This window comes from Streptosporangium sp. NPDC049376 (assembly GCF_044466505.1).
Taxonomy (GTDB): Bacteria; Actinomycetota; Actinomycetes; order Streptosporangiales; family Streptosporangiaceae; genus Streptosporangium.
The window spans coordinates 114,536-131,528 of record NZ_JBITMT010000005.1 but is presented as its reverse complement, the minus strand read 5'-3'; the positions used below and the strand labels follow the sequence as shown (position 1 = coordinate 131,528).

General features: G+C 69.8%; 21 protein-coding genes and 1 tRNA gene. 8 read left to right on the top strand and 14 right to left on the bottom strand.

Going from position 1 to position 16,993, the window contains the following annotated elements:
* Positions 1–113 precede the first annotated feature (113 nt).
* Positions 114–491: an STAS domain-containing protein gene (locus ACIBVQ_RS16210; RefSeq protein ID WP_352010390.1), complete on the bottom strand. Its 378-nt coding sequence runs from the start codon at positions 489–491 to the stop codon at positions 114–116.
* A gap of 258 nt (positions 492–749) precedes the next feature.
* Between ACIBVQ_RS16210 and ACIBVQ_RS16205 the strand changes: the two genes are divergently transcribed.
* Together ACIBVQ_RS16205 and ACIBVQ_RS16200 are read left to right on the top strand one after the other, a co-directional pair.
* On the top strand, positions 750–1,121 hold the full coding sequence (locus ACIBVQ_RS16205) for a hypothetical protein (protein ID WP_386187129.1): 372 nt from the start codon (positions 750–752) through the stop codon (positions 1,119–1,121).
* 150 nt (positions 1,122–1,271) lie between these two features.
* Positions 1,272–3,182 carry a potassium transporter TrkA gene (locus tag ACIBVQ_RS16200; protein ID WP_399178175.1) on the top strand — a complete coding sequence of 637 codons (1,911 nt, stop codon included), beginning with the start codon at positions 1,272–1,274 and terminating at the stop codon, positions 3,180–3,182.
* Positions 3,183–3,194: 12 nt separating this feature from the next.
* Here ACIBVQ_RS16200 and ACIBVQ_RS16195 read toward each other — a convergent pair whose 3' ends face one another.
* Together ACIBVQ_RS16195 and ACIBVQ_RS16190 are read right to left on the bottom strand one after the other, a co-directional pair.
* Positions 3,195–3,413 carry a DUF2277 domain-containing protein gene (locus ACIBVQ_RS16195; protein WP_352010387.1) on the bottom strand — a complete coding sequence of 73 codons (219 nt, stop codon included), beginning with the start codon at positions 3,411–3,413 and terminating at the stop codon, positions 3,195–3,197.
* Positions 3,414–3,714: 301 nt separating this feature from the next.
* On the bottom strand, positions 3,715–4,701 hold the full coding sequence (locus ACIBVQ_RS16190) for a hypothetical protein (RefSeq protein WP_399178173.1): 987 nt from the start codon (positions 4,699–4,701) through the stop codon (positions 3,715–3,717).
* A gap of 925 nt (positions 4,702–5,626) precedes the next feature.
* On the opposite strand from ACIBVQ_RS16190, the gene ACIBVQ_RS16185 reads away from it, so the two are divergent.
* Positions 5,627–6,904, top strand: coding sequence for a glycosyltransferase family 2 protein (locus ACIBVQ_RS16185; protein WP_399178171.1), 1,278 nt, complete (start codon positions 5,627–5,629; stop codon positions 6,902–6,904).
* Between the two features lie 12 nt (positions 6,905–6,916).
* Here the strand turns inward: ACIBVQ_RS16185 and ACIBVQ_RS16180 are convergent, their stop codons facing one another.
* Together ACIBVQ_RS16180 and ACIBVQ_RS16175 are read right to left on the bottom strand one after the other, a co-directional pair.
* Entirely contained in the window at positions 6,917–7,465 is a 549-nt protein-coding gene (locus ACIBVQ_RS16180) for a GNAT family N-acetyltransferase (protein ID WP_399178169.1), read from the bottom strand.
* A gap of 75 nt (positions 7,466–7,540) precedes the next feature.
* Positions 7,541–7,614: transfer RNA gene (locus ACIBVQ_RS16175), tRNA-Lys, on the bottom strand.
* A gap of 222 nt (positions 7,615–7,836) precedes the next feature.
* Here ACIBVQ_RS16175 and ACIBVQ_RS16170 point away from each other — a divergent pair.
* The gene (locus ACIBVQ_RS16170) at positions 7,837–8,205 is read left to right on the top strand and encodes a PRC-barrel domain-containing protein (RefSeq protein WP_386187144.1); all 369 of its coding nucleotides are present in this window, start codon (positions 7,837–7,839) and stop codon (positions 8,203–8,205) included.
* Between the two features lie 157 nt (positions 8,206–8,362).
* Here ACIBVQ_RS16170 and ACIBVQ_RS16165 read toward each other — a convergent pair whose 3' ends face one another.
* Positions 8,363–8,959, bottom strand: a complete 597-nt coding sequence (locus tag ACIBVQ_RS16165; RefSeq protein ID WP_352010379.1) for a nucleotidyltransferase family protein — start codon at positions 8,957–8,959, stop codon at positions 8,363–8,365.
* Positions 8,960–9,131: 172 nt separating this feature from the next.
* Here ACIBVQ_RS16165 and ACIBVQ_RS16160 point away from each other — a divergent pair, with 172 nt between their 5' ends.
* Entirely contained in the window at positions 9,132–9,632 is a 501-nt protein-coding gene (locus ACIBVQ_RS16160) for a DUF6328 family protein (RefSeq protein ID WP_352010378.1), read from the top strand.
* A 25-nt stretch (positions 9,633–9,657) separates the two neighbouring features.
* A complete protein-coding gene (locus ACIBVQ_RS16155) occupies positions 9,658–9,807 on the top strand; it encodes a GPGG-motif small membrane protein (RefSeq protein WP_184719841.1) in 150 nt (49 codons plus the stop codon).
* Between the two features lie 104 nt (positions 9,808–9,911).
* Here the strand turns inward: ACIBVQ_RS16155 and ACIBVQ_RS16150 are convergent, their stop codons facing one another.
* On the bottom strand, positions 9,912–10,625 hold the full coding sequence (locus ACIBVQ_RS16150) for a metallophosphoesterase (protein WP_352010377.1): 714 nt from the start codon (positions 10,623–10,625) through the stop codon (positions 9,912–9,914).
* Positions 10,622–10,867 carry a BON domain-containing protein gene (locus ACIBVQ_RS16145; protein WP_352010376.1) on the bottom strand — a complete coding sequence of 82 codons (246 nt, stop codon included), beginning with the start codon at positions 10,865–10,867 and terminating at the stop codon, positions 10,622–10,624. The genes ACIBVQ_RS16150 and ACIBVQ_RS16145 overlap by 4 nt, the downstream gene beginning before the upstream one ends.
* A gap of 134 nt (positions 10,868–11,001) precedes the next feature.
* Between ACIBVQ_RS16145 and ACIBVQ_RS16140 the strand changes: the two genes are divergently transcribed.
* Positions 11,002–12,009 (top strand): SDR family oxidoreductase, encoded by a 1,008-nt coding sequence (locus ACIBVQ_RS16140; protein WP_362909299.1) that lies wholly within the window; start codon positions 11,002–11,004, stop codon positions 12,007–12,009.
* A 61-nt stretch (positions 12,010–12,070) separates the two neighbouring features.
* Here the strand turns inward: ACIBVQ_RS16140 and ACIBVQ_RS16135 are convergent, their stop codons facing one another.
* Positions 12,071–13,555: an alpha/beta hydrolase family protein gene (locus ACIBVQ_RS16135; RefSeq protein WP_399178165.1), complete on the bottom strand. Its 1,485-nt coding sequence runs from the start codon at positions 13,553–13,555 to the stop codon at positions 12,071–12,073.
* 78 nt (positions 13,556–13,633) lie between these two features.
* Between ACIBVQ_RS16135 and ACIBVQ_RS16130 the strand changes: the two genes are divergently transcribed.
* Complete coding sequence (locus ACIBVQ_RS16130) at positions 13,634–14,194, top strand: ArsR/SmtB family transcription factor (protein WP_399178164.1); 561 nt, start codon at positions 13,634–13,636, stop codon at positions 14,192–14,194.
* A gap of 7 nt (positions 14,195–14,201) precedes the next feature.
* Here ACIBVQ_RS16130 and ACIBVQ_RS16125 read toward each other — a convergent pair whose 3' ends face one another.
* The 5 genes from ACIBVQ_RS16125 to ACIBVQ_RS16105 form a co-directional block, all read right to left on the bottom strand.
* Positions 14,202–14,648, bottom strand: a complete 447-nt coding sequence (locus ACIBVQ_RS16125) for a helix-turn-helix domain-containing protein (RefSeq protein WP_362773975.1) — start codon at positions 14,646–14,648, stop codon at positions 14,202–14,204.
* A gap of 77 nt (positions 14,649–14,725) precedes the next feature.
* Complete coding sequence (locus tag ACIBVQ_RS16120) at positions 14,726–14,977, bottom strand: DUF4235 domain-containing protein (RefSeq protein ID WP_352010371.1); 252 nt, start codon at positions 14,975–14,977, stop codon at positions 14,726–14,728.
* 70 nt (positions 14,978–15,047) lie between these two features.
* Complete coding sequence (locus ACIBVQ_RS16115; protein ID WP_352010370.1) at positions 15,048–15,311, bottom strand: DUF6458 family protein; 264 nt, start codon at positions 15,309–15,311, stop codon at positions 15,048–15,050.
* Positions 15,312–15,407: 96 nt separating this feature from the next.
* Positions 15,408–16,256 (bottom strand): MetQ/NlpA family ABC transporter substrate-binding protein, encoded by an 849-nt coding sequence (locus ACIBVQ_RS16110; protein WP_362909307.1) that lies wholly within the window; start codon positions 16,254–16,256, stop codon positions 15,408–15,410.
* 100 nt (positions 16,257–16,356) lie between these two features.
* The gene (locus ACIBVQ_RS16105) at positions 16,357–16,956 is read right to left on the bottom strand and encodes a DUF305 domain-containing protein (protein ID WP_352010368.1); all 600 of its coding nucleotides are present in this window, start codon (positions 16,954–16,956) and stop codon (positions 16,357–16,359) included.
* Positions 16,957–16,993 lie beyond the last annotated feature (37 nt).

The window sequence follows — 16,993 nt, the reverse complement described above, 5'->3', positions numbered from 1 at the left end:
CTGGAGACCGGCGAAACGCCATGGACGACCGGAGGCGCCCACGTCCGGAAACGGTGCGTCAATCGACGATTACCCTACGTCATAGTACGGCTCGCACCGGCCCCGTCAACCCCTCACTCCGGGTTCGGGGCGCTCCCCTCGGATGCCTGCCGCAGCGCGCCGACCACGTCGGAGTCGACGGCGAAGAAGCCGTAGAGGTCGGTCATCCGCAGCAGCCGCTCGAAGGGGCCGCGCACACCCGCCAGGCGCATCCACCCGCCCGCCTCGCAGGTCATGGCCATCCCGCCGAGAAGGGTGCGCAGGCCGTTCGAGTCACAGAAGGTGATGCCTCCCGCGTCGAGGACGATCCTGGGACGACTCTCCTGGACCAGCCCCCTGATGGCCTCTCGCAGCAGCGGGCTCGACGTCCGGTCGATGTCGCCCTCGACGGTGAGCACGGCGCAGCGCGCCTCCTCGTGGTGGGTGACACGGACGACCAGCTGCCTGCTCACACCCACCCCTGCCCCTCCCGGCGCCGGTGACGCGGCCCGGCCCGATCACACGGTATACCCCCACCCTCGCACAGCCGGGCGGCCCATGGGAGACATGTACGTAACGCCCAGAGACGACGTGGTATGACGTGGCACGACATGGAGCCCAGGAAGGCGACACATGTGACCCCCAGGCCACAAAACCCAGGCTGGACACCATACGTAGCGGATTGTTTACTTCTCGTGACCGCAGTAGCACCATCCGTCACAGGAGAAAGCATGCGACTCAACACGCTCACGACCGTCGCCCTCGCCGCCCTCGTCGGCTGCGCGGGCCTGACGGCGGCGACCGCCCTCCCGGCCTCGGCGGGCACCACGCCCGTCACGGCCTCCTCCACGGCCGCCGACTTCACCGGCTACCAGATCGTCAAGCTGCCCAACGCCAACGTGCCCAACTTCACCCGGCGCGCGGTCAGGTGCCCGGCGGGCAAGCACGCCATCGGCGGCGGCGCGGAGGCCCAGGGCAACCGCGCGATCCTCGTCGGCTCCTTCCCGACCGAGGACGGCGCCGGCTGGTACGGCATCGGCCGCCAGGACGGCTACAGCGACGTCGGCATCAGCGTCTACGTGATCTGCGCCAACGTCAGCTGATCGCCCTCCCGCCGGACCGCCGGCCCCGAAGCACCGGCAGTCCGGCGGGAGCCCCAGGCTCTTCCCCGCCTTCCCCCTCCACCGACGACAGGCCATAATCACTTTCGGTGTCTGCCAAGTAACTTAACGTCAGACAACGGAGGGTTCGTCGTGAGGCGTCTGCGCTACCGCTTCGACAACCTCGTCATCCGGGGAGGCTGGGCCGTGCTCGGCCTGCTCGTCCTCGTGGCGCTCGCCGTCTCGGTCGCCGGGGCGACGGCCCTCGTCGTCCTGGTCCCGGACGCCACCGACCTGCCCCTCGCGCTCTGGTCGGGGTTGACACGCACACTGTCCCCGGTGACGGCGACACCCGAGGAGGGGCCGCCACCACTCCCCCGAGGCACCCCGGTGGTCGCTTTGACCGGAATCGTGATCTTCAGCGCGCTCGTCGGCCTCGTCAAGACGGGGCTCGACCGCAGGCTGGCCGGACTCCGCAAGGGCCGCTCGCCGGTGGTCGAGCGCGGCCACACCGTGGTGCTCGGCTGGTCGGAGCAGGTCTTCCTGATCCTGTCCGAGCTGGCCGCCGCGGGCGAGGGCAGAGGCGGGACGACCTGTGTGGCGATCCTCGCCGACATGGACCGGACCGCCATGGAGGAGGCCATCGGGGGCAGGGCCGCGCTGCGCAACCTGCGTGTCGTGTGCCGTACGGGCAACCCGACGGATCCGGCGGACGTGGCCATCGTCAGCCCGGAGCGGGCACGGGCGGTCATCGTGCTCGGTTCCGAGGACACCGACTCCGACGCCAGGACCATCAAGAGCCTGCTCGCGCTCGACGCCGCCGAGGTCCGGCCGAGGGTGCAGCTGGTCGCCGGCGTCCGTGACCCGGACAACCTGGTCGCCGCCCGGCTGGCGGGCGGGAGCGGCGCCCTGATCGTCGACGTCGACGAGATCTCCGCCCGCGTCGTGGTCCAGAGCTGCCTGAACCCCGGCCTGTCGGTGGTCTACGGCGACCTGCTCGGGTCGGGAGGAAGCGAGATCTGCTTCCGGCAGCCCTGCGACCTCGTCGGAGAGAACTTCGGTGACGCCCTGCCCGCCCTGGAGAACGGCTCCCTCATCGGCCTGGAGCGCCGGGGCCGGATCATGCTCAACCCCTCCGGGGAGACCCGGATCGACGCGAACGACCGGCTTGTCCTGATCATGGGCGACGGCGGCGCCAAGCAGTTCCGCACCTCGGCCGAGCCCGACAGCCACGAGATCATCGCCTCCGGGGAGCACACCCCAACGGCGCACCGCGTCCTGATCCTCGGCTGGAACGGCCGCGGCGCCGCGATCGTGACCGAGTTCGACCGCCGCATGCCGCCGGGGTCACAGGTGAGGGTCGTCGCGCACGACTCCCGGATGGCCTCGCGGATGGACGCCCTCGCGGGATCCCTGGCCAACGTGACCCTCGCCCACGAGAGTGGCGACATCACCCGTTACGGCACCCTTGAGGCGCTGGGCGTCGGGACCTACGACCACGTCCTGATCCTGGCCGACGACCGGCTCGGCGCACATGTCGCCGACTCGCGCACGCTCCTGACCCTTCTGCACGTCAGGGAGATGACCAGGAGCAACGGCTGGCGGCACAGCCTGGTGACGGAGATGGCCAGGGAGTGCGACCGGCGCCTGGCCGAGGTCACCGAGGTCGACGACCTGATCGTTCCCACCCGGGTGACCGGCCTGCTGATGATCCAGATCGCCGAGCATCCCCGGCGCCACGACGTGTTCACCGACCTGTTCGCCGCCGGGGGCCAGGAGGTCTCTCTCAGGCCCGCGGGTGACTACGTGCGGCTGTCGGTCCCGGTCGACTACGCCACCGTGGTCGCCGCCGCCCGTGCGTACGGCGAGATCGCGATCGGCTACCGAGGAGACCGTACGGCTCGCGGCGACGGCGGCGTCGTCCTGAACCCGCCGAAGAGCAGGAAGGTCGTCTTCGAGGCCGACGACGCGGTGATCGTGCTCTCTGGGCGCGCCTCCGCGAGGAAGGACGACCTCCGCACGGACGTGGAACACCTGGAGACGCTGAACCACGAGATCACCTGACGCACGACGGAGTCAGGTCCGAGGAAGACGCCCCAGTTGCAGGTCTTCGAGAAGGGCCTGCGTCGCGGCGGCGACGGCCTCGACCGCCCTGTCGAAGGCCTCGGCGTTACGGGCGGACGGGGATCGGAACCCGGAGACCTTGCGGACGTACTGGAGCGCGGCTGCCCGCACGTCCTCGTCGGTCACGTCACTGGCGTAGGGCTCCCGAAGGGTTTTGATGCTCCGGCACATGCCATGGACCATATTCCACCGCACCGACAGAACCGGGGAGCCCAAGCGGCCCCGCCGCTCCCCGTCCCCTGGCGAGAGACCGGCAGGGTGGATCGCGAACGGTTCGGTCCGCCGCCGCCTCCGGTTCTCCCCGTCAGGAAAGCACCGAGCATATGTCGAACGGTTCTTCGTCCAGCACATCGGGCGGCCGGACCTCGCTGATCCTCTCCCAGAACCCGGGAGGCGACGCAGGCGTCTCTTATAGCCGGAACGCGGCTTGGGCGGCGAAAGGCCGGTGAGGCGCTGATCCGGGCTTCGAGCCCTAGGCTCGCCTGAGCAGGCGTAGCCGGGGGAGGTTGCCGGCCAGGGCCCGGGCGTAGGCGATGAGCAGGTGGGGAAGCTCGTCGGCCTGTCTCCACAGCAGCACCGCCTCGGCGTCGAGTTCGGCGACGCTGTCGGCCAGCCCCTCCCCCAGGGGCACGGACTCCATCCGCGCGTTCAGTTCGTGGGCGCGCATCCTGGCGCCGAGGGCCGCGTCCACGGCCTGGGAGGCCTGCCTGATCTCCTCGACCGTGCCGGGGGCGGCTCCGGCCCTGTCCAGGGCGTGGACGAGCTCGCCGGTGGGCGGCAGGAGGGGCATCTGGTGGTCGAGCCACATCCGGCCCCACAGACGCCGCCGTCGCGCCTCCGTCCACCCGTCCTGGACGAGCACGGGCCTGCCGTCGGGGGTTCGCCGGACGACCATGCCCAGCTCCGCGGCGAAGTCACGACCGCCGACCGGTGCCGGACCGCGGTCGCCCGGCCGTACGTCGGTCAGGCCCTCGTCCATCCACACGGCCAGTTCGGCGAGCTCGCGGTCCGTCTCGGAGATGGCGGGCAACAGCGCCAGCTGCCGTTCGTCCATGTGGGTGTAGGGGTCGGCCGCCGCGACGCGGACGGGGGTCAGGCCCGTCCCCACCAGCTGGGCGACCACGGCGCAGGCGGCCACGTCGGCGTACCACGCGGCGAAGACGGTCACCGCGTCCTCCAGTTTCTCCGCCGTCTCCTCGGCGAGGAGCGTCCGCCGGGCGCCCAGTGACTCAAGCGGGTCGATCCTGAGACCCGCCGGGGGCCACGTCTGGGTAGCGCGCAGCCGCGAACCGCGCTCGTCGCTCTCGTACAGCTCCTGCCTGAGCCGCACGGCCGCCACGTAGTCGGCCTCGACTTGACAGGCCGCCTCGGTCAGGGCGTGCAGGACGTGGTCGATCGCCTCGTCGCTCAGCGCCTCTCCCGGCGTGGTGGTGAGCACCGCGGAGCCTTCGATTCTCACGCGCAGCCTCCCTCGGCTGGGCCCGACGGCCTGCTTGGCCGTTTCCTGCGACGGGTTGGCGCACCGCCGCACAATGGACACGGAGAGTACGCGAATGGTCACGGACAGACTACTCGTGGGCCGCAGGTGACGGGTGGGAACCAGGGGATCTCCGGCCGGAGCGCGGTCTCCCCTGGGCTTTCTCCGTGCAAAGCGGTGACGACGCGTCGCGAGAATGCCCGCGACCGCGTCCGGTCACGGTCCTCCGAAATGCCCTGCGGCCGCTTCGTTTGAACACCGGTCCAGACCCGGCCGTACGGCGTCGGCGGTTGTCGGGAAGTTCCCTCGCCCAGGCGGAGAAAGGCGGGAAAAGGCCGGGCGAAATTCATACGGGAAGCACCGTACGGCACCGGTGAGAACTTTCCACCATTCCTGCTTTCTCTCGGTGACAGGACGTGCCCTGTCCGCTTCCGCTCCGGGAAGCGGCTTTGGATGCCCGGAGAATTCCCAGTTCACAGCGTTACCGCTCGGTGAATACGCCGAATGGCGAGATCCGCGAGGGGTGCCCGGCCCCGCCCGCCGGATGCCTGGAGCGCCGAAGATGAAAGGCCTGACACCGAACACTTCCGCTTTGGCGAGCGTGCTGCAAGACTGCGTTCGACTGTGCTTCGGGGCTTCATTCCCTTAGACGACCAGGCGTGGGAGGCCGGTGTGGGGGAAACTCGGTTCAGCCGAGACGACAAAGGCACTGGAAGAAGGCCGGGGCCGCCGGGAAAACAGGTTTCTCGCGGGACGAGTCGCTCCCCGGAGGTTCGGGGACGTTCCTCGGAGTTTCCTGAGCGTTTTCCGGGCGGAGGCGGTCGCCGGGGGGCGGCCGTGTCCATCGGCGACACGGGGCCGGGGAACGACCGGTCGCGTCCTGCGGGGAGCGCACCGGGGAGGCGTCATGCCCGGCGGTGAACCTCTCCAGGTCATCGTGTGCTCGACCGGCGCCGCCGGGCTGTCCGGCGTGCGCAGGGCCGTACGGCTGGCCAACCGGCGGGCGGCGGCGGGCAGACGGCTCCGCCTGCTGCTCGACCCGTGGCTGATTCCGGACACCGTCGGGATCGACCCCGGGGTGCGGATCGCCGAGCTCGTCGACCCCAACCCCGGCCACCGTTACCTGTGCCGGGAGCAGGCCGACGCCGACCGCGTCTTCGAGACCCTGCTCGCCCACGACTGGCAGTCGCAGCCCGTCACGCTGACCTTCGTCGGCTGCGCCGCGCTGGCCCTGACGGTCGTGCGGGCCCGCAGGCTCCTGGGGCTGTTCCAGGACGCCACGATCGAGACGGTCGACCTGGAGCCGCTCACCGGGACCGTCGCGGGGACGCCCTCGGAGGTCTTCGCCCGCTGGGCCGCCGGATACGTACGCCGGTACGCCGGGACCGTCCTGCGAACCGGGGACACTCCCCGGGGACGTGTCTCCGTGGTCATCCCGCTGTTCGACCACGAACAGCGGGTTCACGAGGCCGTCGCCTCGGTCCGCCGCGACCTGCCGGAGGCCGAGATCGTGGTGGTGAACGACGGTTCTGCGGACCTGGCGACGAGCAGGTTGTTCGACGGGCTGAACGGCGTGGTCAAGGTCAGCCAGGAGGGTCAGGGACTCAGCGCCGCCCGCAACGCCGGGATCCGGCACGGCCGCGGCGACTACGTGGTGCCGCTCGACGCCGACGACACGATCAGGCCCGGTTTCCTCGACGCGGCGCGCAGGGCGCTCGACGGCAATCCCGACCTGGCCTACGTCGTCGGTTACACCCAGTACACCGGCCTGCTCCACAGCACCTACGCCCCCGCCGGGTTCATCCCTGAGCTGAGCCTGTTCATGCACACGCACGGCAGGGCGACGGGCATGTACCGCAAGGAGGTGTTACAGGGGGTCGGCGGATACGACCGGCGCTTCCCCGCGTCCGAGGACTGGGAGATCCAGATCGCGCTGTACCGGGCGGGGCACCTGACCGACGTCCTGCCGATCGTCGCCCACCGCTCCCAGGGGAACGCCGAGCAGTTCCACTCCTCCCTGGAGGAACAGGTTCGTCACCGGCCGGTCCAGCAGATCATGCGCAAGCATCTGCCGATGCTGGACGCGGGTGACCTGCAGGTCGGGATGCTGGTGCTCGCGCACCTGTGGGACGCCGAGTACGAGCCCAGCCTGCCCACCCCACCCTGGCGAAGCCTGCCGGTCTGAGGACGACTTCGCTCAGGCGCCGATCGTCCGGTCGGCCCCGTCACGAGGCTCCGTGTGGAGTTCGTCGCGGAGGAGGGAGAAGAGGAGTTGGTCGTGCCAGCGGCCGCCTCGCCACTGGGCTCGCCGTACGCGGCCCTCCTGCTGGAAGCCGATCTTCTCCAGGCAGCGGATCTCGGCCAGGTTCTCCGGGTCGGTCGTCGCCTGGACGCGCTCGACCCTGGTGTGGGTGAACAGGTAGCGGACGAGCTCCCGCTGGGCCAGGGTCCCGATGCCGCGCCCCCGCCAGGACGGCAGCAGGCCGATGGCGATCTCCCAGCACAGCGAGGTGTCGCGGCGCCCCCAGCGGCGCTCCAGCCACTCGACCCGCCCGGCCAGCTCGCCGTTCACGGTGACGGCGAGCATGTTGTCCGCCCCGGCCAGGAGCCCTCGGGTGCGCAGGGCCTCCCGCGGTGCGACCGTCGGGGTGAACCCGAACCACTGGTACGGCGTCGCCCCCTCCTCGCTCTGGAAGGCCAGGTCGAAGGCGTCCAGATCGGCCTCGACGACGGGCCGGAGCTCCACGGGCGGTCCCCCCTCGGTGGTCACCGGACGAGAAAACCCCAGGCCGGGCGTGCCGACCTGGGGTTTCCTCCGCTGTGCGCCGCCAGGGACTCGAACCCCGGACCCGCTGATTAAGAGTCAGCTGCTCTAACCAACTGAGCTAGCGGCGCTTGGCTTCGACAAGACTACCGGACGAGAGACCGTGCTTGGGACACGGAGCGACACAACCCAACTGTCATCCCATGCCATGAGATGACAGCCATTTCATAATTTTTCGTCGCTCAGCCCCAGGCCATGGCCTTGATCGTGGAACGCGTGGGGGTCGTGACCGTTTGGAGATCTCAGCCGGGGTAGCGGGAGGAGGCCGACGAACCACACCAAAGGAGAGAAACATGCAGCCTGAACTGTGGAGCTATCGCGCTGACGCCTACGACGTCAACCAGAGTCTCGACATCGCGGGCTATCACGTGGAGGCCACCGACGGGAAGATCGGCTCGGTCGACGAGGCGACCTACGAGGTCGGTGAGAGCTACATCGTCGTCGACACCGGACCGTGGATCTTCGGAAAGAAGGTCCTGCTTCCCGCCGGTACCGTGACCCGGATCGACCCTCAGGAGCGCCGGGTCCACGTCTCGCGCACCAAGGAAGAGATCAAGAACGCTCCCGAGTTCGACGAGTCGAACTTCAAGGAGCCGGTCTACCGCGACACGGTCGGTGAATACTACGGCCGCTTCCCCTACGGCGGGACGGGCGTCTACTGACCCTTCCGCGACGTCACGCACGGCGAGGGCCCCGCTTCGAGGCGGGGCCCTCGCCGCGTTCCGGGGGCGGTGACCGGTCCCGGCCTTCTGAGAACGCCTCGGGAGCCGTCCTCAGAAAGAGCCGTCCTCAGAAACCGGTCTCCAGGAACCCCGAAGGTCAGGGCCAGGAGGGGTCTCCCGCCGGGCTGACGGGGCCCTCCAGTACGCCGAGCCGTTCCAGGAGGGTCAGGAAGGTGAGCGCGTACGGCGAGTCTCCCGTGACGGCCGCCACACGTCCCCAGTCGACCTGCTCGCGCAACGCCCTGACCTGGGGCAGCAGCGAACCGTAGTCACAGCCGTGCTCCGACAGCGGAAGCAGCCAGGTGATGACCAGGTCGGTCGCCTCAAGGACGGGCACGATCACGGCGGAGGCCTTCATCGGCTCCGCGCGCTCCAGCAGCCGGGAGGTGACGGGGTGGTCGCAGACGCTGAAGATCAGGTCCACCAGCCTGCCCTCGTCATAGGCCTTGACCAGCCAGTCCTCCGGGGGCTTGGCCGTCTCGAACCCCAGGCCTCCCAGGGCCTCCAGAGCGGCGGGCACATCCTGCTGGGGCAGGACGAAATCCACGTCGTGCAACGAGGGAGCGGCGCCACGCGCGTAGGCGGCGCATCCCCCCGCCAGCGCGAACCTGACGCCCGCGTCCTTGAGACCGCTGCTGGCTCGCTTCAGCGTTTCCAGGATGGCGTCGGTCACCTCGTGGCCGTGACTTCCCATATCCCCCGGGTACCCCATGAATCCCCAGATAGGCATAGCAAACCTGGTCCAGGGTAAAGCGCCCTCTTAAGCCTTACCCCTACGAACCGCTTCGCCGCCGGCCGTCCGCCGAGGAGGTCGGCGGCCGGCTGGGAATCGTCCGTATAGGGGTTCCACGCTCAAGGAGTCCTGAATGAACGACCCCGGACAAGACCACGTCGAGGAACCGGAGACCGACGAGACGCGCAAGGAGCGGGTGGACCGGGAGCTGGGCGAGCTGCTTCAGGGCCTCAGGGTCGCCGTGACCGGAGTGCAGGTCCTGTTCGCCTTCCTGCTGACGCTTCCGTTCGCCGCCGGTTTCCACAAGCTTGAGGACGAGGGGCGCTGGCTGTTCTTCATCTCGCTGCTGAGCGCCGCGCTGGCCTCCGTACTGTTCATCACCCCCGCCGCGCAGCACCGCCTGCTGTTCCGCACCCCGCTGAAGGAGAAGATGCTGCACCGGGCCAACAAGCTGGGCATCGCCGGGGCCGTCGGGCTGGCGATCGCGATGACCAGTTCGGTCGCCCTGGTGGCCGAGACCGTGATCAACGCCTGGCCCGCCGTACTGTTCGGCGGCGCCGTGGCGCTGTCCAGCGCGTGGTTCTGGATTCTCCAGCCGATCATCGATCTTCACAGGACCAGGGATGTTATGTGATGAATCGTGAGGGCAGGGGCCCGTTATGGCTACCTTGCTTTGGATCATCGCAGTCGTTCTCGTCATCTCCGGGATCTATGTGATCCTGGCCCGCCGCGACCTCCTGTGGGGGATCGTGCTCATCGTCCTCGGATTCCTCGTCGGCCCCGGAGGTGTGAGCATCTTCAACGTCTGATGCGGGCCTCGCCCGCACCATCTTCGACGCCGCACGCCGAACGCCGTGCAGGCGCCTGGAAGCCCTGGCGGGCCGGATTCGTCCGGCCCGCCGCTTCTCGGGCCCTACAGGCAGTAGACCCCGTAGGCCCGGCCGAGCACCGGCAGCGCGACGTTGCGCACTCTGATGCCGCCGGGGGTCACACCCTTCTCCGTGCCCGCGTGCGCGTGCCCGTGGACGATCAGGTCGGCGCCCTCGGCGTCCACGGCCTCGGCCAGCAGGTAGCTGCCGAGGAAGGGGTAGATCTCCAGGGGTTCCCCGGCGAGGGTGTCCTTGACCGGGGAGTAGTGGGACAGCACGACCCTGCGGTCGGCCTGCAGTTCCTTGAGCGCCACCCGCCAGCGTTCCGCGATCCGCTTGGTGTGTCCCACGAAGGCCTTGATCTCGGGCTCTCCGAAGTCGCTGGCGCACTTGCCCGCGTATCCTCCGCCGAAGCCCTTGCCACCGGCGACGCCCAGCCGTACGCCGTCGATGTCGAGCACGGTCGCGTCGTCGTGCAGGACCGTGATCCCCGCGTCGGACAGCATGGCCGCGATCTCGGCGGGGCGGTCGGAGTGGTGGTCGTGGTTGCCGAGCACGGCGACCACCGGGACCGGCAGGTCACGGAACTCGTCGGTGACCACGGCCGCCTCCTCCAGAGTGCCGTGCCGGGTCAGGTCACCGGCGAGCAGCAGCACGTCCGCGTGTTGCTCAACGTCGTCAAGGCGCTTGCGGTAACTCCCCCTGAGCCTTTCGTCCAGGTGGACGTCTCCCACAGCCGCGATGCGCAGTTGCCTCACAGCCGTTCCTCCTCCCCCGGGCCCCTGACGTCGAGGACGGTGATCTCGTTGCGGAGCGTCAGCTCCGGGGCCGCCTCGTGGGCCACGTCGGCGATGAGCGTTCGGCGTTCGTCGCCGGAGACCTGCCCGCGCAGGAAGAGCTGTCCGCCCCGGACGTCGACCCGGATGCCGAGCTCGTTGGTCCTGTCGTCCTCGGCCAGTGCGCGTTGCACACGCGCTGCGACGTACTGCGGAGCCTCCATCGTCGAACTCCTTTCCTCCGAAAAACCTCGCGTTCCCGGGAAAGCCCCCGCGAAACGTGTGGTGATCCAGGACGAGGGCATGGTCGGTGGCCGTTCGGGTACGGGAGGCGCCTGAACCGGCGAAGGAGGCAACCATGGAGGACACCGTGAAGAACAAGGTCGTGGTCGTGACCGGTGCGAGTGGCGGGGTCGGCAGGGCGGTGGCCCAGGAGTACGGCGCGCGGGGCGCGTCCGTTGCGCTGATCGCCAGGGGGACGGCCGGCCTGGGCTCCGCGGCGGCCGACGTGGGCGCCGCGGGAGGCACCGGGCTGGTCTACGAGGCGGACGTCGCCGACCACCGGCAGGTCAGGCAGGCCGCCGAGCGCGTCGAGCAGGAGATGGGGCCGATCGACGTCTGGATCAACGTGGCCTTCTCCTCGGTCTTCGCCCCCTTCACCGAGATCACGCCCGAGGAGTACGAGCGGACGACCGCGGTCACCTACCTCGGTTACGTCTGGGGGACGCGGGTGGCACTCGACCTGATGCGCCCCAGGAACCGGGGGGTGATCGTCCAGGCCGGGTCCGCCCTCGCCTACCGGGGCATTCCCCTGCAGTCCGCCTACTGCGGGGCAAAGCACGCGATCAAGGGGTTCACCGAGTCGGTCAGGACCGAACTGATGGGCGAGGGAAGCGGCGTCCAGATCACCATGGTGCAGCTTCCCGCGCTGAACACCCCGCAGTTCTCCTGGGTGTTGTCCAGGCTCAGACATCATCCGCAGCCCGTTCCCCCGATCTACCAGCCCGAGGTCGCCGCCAAGGCGCTCGTCTTCGCCGCCGAGCACCCACGGCGGCGGGAGTACTGGGTCGGCGCCTCGACGGCGATGACCCTGCTCGGAGAGCGCCTGGCCCCCGGGCTGATAGACCGTTTCCTGGCCCGCACCGGACGGAGAAGCCAGCAGACCGAGTCGCTGTTCCCCACCGACGTGGCCAACCTGTGGGAGCCCGCGGACGAGGAACGGGACTACGGCGCCCACGGTGTCTTCGACAAGCGCGCCCGTCCGCACAGCGTCCAGGCCTGGCTGTCCCGGCATCGCGGGCTGGCCGCCCTCGCCCTGGCCGGTGGGGCCGCCGCCGCGACGGCCGTGCACCGGGCGAGGCGCTGAGCCGTACCGCCCGTGCCGGCCGTCAGGGCCAGCCGTCAGGGCCGACCGCCCGTGCCGGCCGTCAGGGCAGCAGCAGGCCCCAGTAGAGGGCCCACGGGACGAACACCGCGCCGCCGGCCAGCAGCAGGCCGAGCTGCCCTCCGCCGACGGAGTCCCGGGTACGGCGCCAGGCCACGGCGAGGCGGACCGTCGCGACGACCGAGACGACCGCGACGGCCTGCAGCGCCAGCCAGACCAGCGGGCGGCCGAGCAGTACGGGGCCGGGGGCGGCCAGTTTCCCGCCGGTCATCATCAGATAGACCAGGTAGCAGAACGAGCCGATGACCGAGACGAGACCGCCCGCGCTGAGCAGCCACACCGCCCTGGTCACCGGGGCCCTCGACCGGCCGCGCAGGCGCCGTACCAGCGCGGCCACCGGGTAGGAGACGAAGGCGACCAGGAACAGCGCCAGCGCCACGAGCTGCGCGGGTGCCGACTCCCACCAGGCGGGAGGGTCGACCGGCACGGTCAGCGAGGCCTGGACGGGGGCCGGGCCCGAGGAGTTCGTCGCAGGTGGCCTGCCCGCCGTGACCTCCCCGACCCAGGAGCCGACCAGGTCGGCGTAGCCGGGGGCGAGCTCGGGCAGCCGGGTGACGCCCCCGTCGGGGGTCAGGTGGGCGGCGTGGTCGGCGTCGGGGAAGAACCGGGCCGTGTAGTACCGGTTGCCGCCCTCCCCGAGCGCCCGGGAGAACACCGGCGGGCTCTCCTGCGGTGGGGTCAGCAGGTCATGGGTGCCCCAGATGGCGAGCACCGGCTGGCGGACCACGGCCAGGGTCGGCGCGGGGTCGTAGTAGGGCTCGGGGAACATGCCGCCGTCGGCGATCGTCCGGTAGAGGTTCAGCTCGGCCCGGTCGATCAGTGAGCCCGTGACCCCGGCCTTGCGCAGTCCGGCGGCCACGGCCCAGGTCTGCTGCCGCAACGGTGGCAGCCCGTTGGCGCCGACGAGCACGACGAAGGCGATGTCCTTGGACCGGGAGGCGGCGATCGGGGCGACCCAGCCGCCCTCGCTGAGCCCCCAGATGCCGACCTTCGCCGGATCGACGCCCGGCTGGGAGCGCAACGTCGCCACGGCGCCGAGCGCGTCATCGGCGAGCTGCGGATAGGACCGGTGGACGAGCGAGTAGCCCGTCGACCGCTTGTCGTAGATCAGCACGGCCATGCCCCGGCGGGCGAACTCGACGGCCTCTCCCAGCAGCTTCGTGCGCGGCGTCCCCGTGCCCGCGCCGTGCACCAGGACGACGCCGGGGCGTCCGGCTCCCGCCGTACCACCGGTGAGCCCAGCCCCCGCGGCGGGCTCATCGGTGGTCTTGTCGTTGGTCCTGTCGGTCTCGGTGGGTTTGGTGATGATCGTGCCGTGCATGGCGAGTCCCCCGGCGCCACGGAAGCTCACCTCGACGGATGTCAGGTCGGAGGGTACGGCGGGCGGGGACGCGGCCGTCGCCACGGGGGCGGTCGCGGGGACGGCGAGCAGGCTGAGGACCGCCGCCGTCAGGAGGATTCTTCGCATATGCCGAACATACTTTGCAGAGAAGTCTCTGCAAAGAGTTCTCTGCAGATTTCCTTCTGCGGGAGTAGACTGATCATCATGAAGGATGAGAAGCCGCCGATGCTCGACCCGGTGAGGCTCAAGGCCCTGGCCCACCCCATGCGGCGACTCATGCTGCGTCACCTCAGCGTGCACGGCCCCGCGACCTCGACCACGCTCGGCGAGCTGCTCGACGCCAAGACCGGCACGACCAGCTACCACCTGCGCCAACTGGAGAAGGCGGGGTTCATCGAGGAGATCCCGGAACGCTCGACCGGCAGGGAGCGCTGGTGGCGCAGGACCCAGGCGCTCAGGGACATCCGGCTGCCGTCGCCCGGGGAGCTCGCCCCGGAGGACCGGCTCGTGCTGAACGAGTTCCACCGGGCCAACCTCGCGGAGGACCGCGAGCTGTTCGAGCGCTTCCCCGCCGCCTACCTGCGCGACCCCCGGTGGGCCAAGCTCTCACGCGGCCTCGGGCGGATGACTCTGGAGGAGTTCGAGGAGTTCTTCGAGGCCTACATCGCGCTGCTGATGAAGTACAACCGCCCGGCCGAGGACGCCCCGCCGGACGCGCGCCCCATGTTCGTCAGGCTGTTCGCCCTGCCCGCCGACGAGGAGTGACCCACGGTCACGCCCGCTCCCCCGCCAGCGTGGTGATCACCCTGAGGATCTCGGCGCCGCTCTCCGCCCCGCCCAGAATGATGATCTTCAGGCTGGCCCGTTCCTCGTCGTAGATCGTTTCGACGCGCAGCCGCCCGTCGTCGTGGGTGCCCCCGGTGGCCAGGGCGATGAGGGTGTTGCTCAGCCGCATCGTCTCCTCGACGCCGATCGCGTCGACCTGTACGACACAGGACACCTCGACGCGGCGGGAGCGCGTGGCGGTCCCGGCGGTCTCAGCGGCCGGCGGCTCGACCGGCTGCCCGGTGAACGCCTCAAGGTCCTCCCGCGCGACGCGGTACCGCCTGCCGATGCGCGTCGCCCTCAGCCGGCCGTCCCGCACGTAGCCACGCACCGTCTTGACGTGCAGACCGAGCAGGTCGGCCACCTGCTCAACCGTGTACGGCTGCCGCGACACCACGCCACCTCTTCCCTGTCGTTCCTCAAACTACTCAACACGCGACGCGACAGGAAACGAAAGGGAAGGCCGTACGGCTATCCGCCGATGGCCCGGTGCACGCTCCTGGTCGCCGAGCGGTCGATGGCGGCCTTGACCACACCGAAGATGGCCCCCTGGATGGCCGCCGCGGCCAGGACCTCGCCCCAGCCGTACTCGTCCGAGGTCGCCTGGGGCGCCTCATCCGTGCCCGCGAGGAGCTTCCAGACCTGCTTGAACACGACCCCCGCGACGGCGCCGCCGAGCATTCCGCTCACGACGCCCGCCCCTCGGGAAACGATCCTGCTCATCGTTCACCCTCTCCTTGAGAAAGACATTCGAGCGCCCCCGCCATGACCTGACGGGGGCGTGGAAGCGCCGTCACACGACCGGCGGGTCGTCGTAGGGACGCTCCTGGTAGACGCGACGGTGGGTCACCGGGTCCTCCTCGACCACGGTGGTGGTCGGCGCGACCGCCCTGCGGGCGATCCTGACCCGGTAGATCGCGAACAGCAGCCACACGAGGCCGCCGATCATCAGGACGGCCCCGACGACGTTGATGTCGAGCCCCGCGATGTCGAACTCGACCGCCCAGGTGAGGATGGCGCCGAGCATGATGAGGATGATGCCACCTGCGATGGTCATGGGGGTTCCCTCCTTTGAACCAACGCCCCATCCCCTATCCCCCGTACGGATCTCAAACGTCCCCGCGTCGTGCGGCCGTACCCGGGGAGGTGAGCGTTACGGTACGGCCGGCAGGACGGCGCCCTTGTAGGTGTCCTGGATGTACTTCTTCACCTCGGGGCCCTGGAGCAGTTCGGCGAGCTTCCTGACGCGGGGGTCGCCGACCTTGGCGGGGACGGTGACCAGGCCGTTGGCGTAGGGGTTGCCCTCGCCCTTCTCCAGGATCAGCGAGTCGGTCGCGGGCTGGAGCCCGGCTTCGAGGGCGTAGTTGCCGTTGACGACCGCGGCGTCCACGTCCTGGAGCGAGCGGGGCAGCTGGGCGGCCTCAAGCGGCCTGAACCGCAGCTCCTTGGGGTTCGCCGCCACGTCGCGTTCGGTGGCCTTGACGCCCACGCCCTCCTTGAGGGTGATCACCCCGTTGTCGGCGAGGAGTTTGAGCGAGCGGCCCAGGTTGCTCGCGTCGTTGGGCAGCGCGACCTGGGCCCCCTTGGCCAGCTTGGCGATGTCGTCGATCTTCTTGGAGTACAGCCCGAGCGGCTCGATGTGGACCGGGGCGACCCAGCTCAGGGTGACGCCCTTGCCCTTGGAGAACTCCTCAAGGTAGGGGACGTGCTGGAAGTAGTTGGCGTCGAGCCGTCCCTCGTCGAGTTGGACGTTCGGCTGCACGTAGTCGGTGAACTCGACGATCTCCAGGTTCAGCCCGGCCTTGGCGGCGAGGGTGTCCTTGACGAACTTCAGGATCTGACCGTGGGGCACGGGGTTCACGCCGACCTTGAGCGGCGCGTCGGCCTTCGGCGACGATCCTCCGCCGGTCGAGGCCGCGGACGTGGTCGTCTGTGATCCGCCGCACGCGGTGAGGGTCCCGGCCAGGATCAGCCCGGTCACGACTCCCAGCAGTCTGCGCACACTTCCCCCAAATTCCAGTAGATTTAGTAGGAAATATGGCACAGCGAAGGTCCGCCGACAACCCGATCATCTGCCGACGGACAACGCGGTCACCCGCCGGTCACGTGCCGACGATCGCCTTCATCTGGTCGATCTGCGCGGTACGCGAGGCTTCGATCCGGTCCGCCAGCGCCTTGGTCTCGGCGTTCTGACCGGCCATCTTCTCCACCTTGGCCATCTGGATGGCGTCGTCCTGCTGGGAGATCAGCGCGTTGAGGAACCGCTTCTCGAACTCGGAGTCCGGGGACTTCGAGATCATCCGGATCTGGGCGTCGCTCAGCCCATGGCCTCCGTGACCGGAGTGCGCGCCCGCCGGAGCGGCCGTGGGACGCTTCCAGCCCTTCAGCCAGCCGGTCATCATCGTCACCTCCGCGTCCTGGGTGGTGGCGATCGCCGCGGCCAGGACCTTGGCGTTCTCGCTGATGTTCCGGCCTGCGGCGAGCTTCGCCAGCTTCGCCCCCTGGGCGTCGTGCGGCAGCATCATCTGCAGGAACATCACATCGGCCGGGTTGAAGTCAGGGCCCGCGACGAGCCCGGGTGCCGCGCTGGCGGCGGCCCCGACCGTCAGCTGGCCACCGCCCTGCAGTTCCTGGAGGCTGCGTGAGCCGCAGCCCGCGAGGAGAACGGCGCTCAGCACGAGCGGGACGACGCGTTTCAACATGGGGAACTCCTGTTGGGGGGGTGCCCGGGCGGGGCGG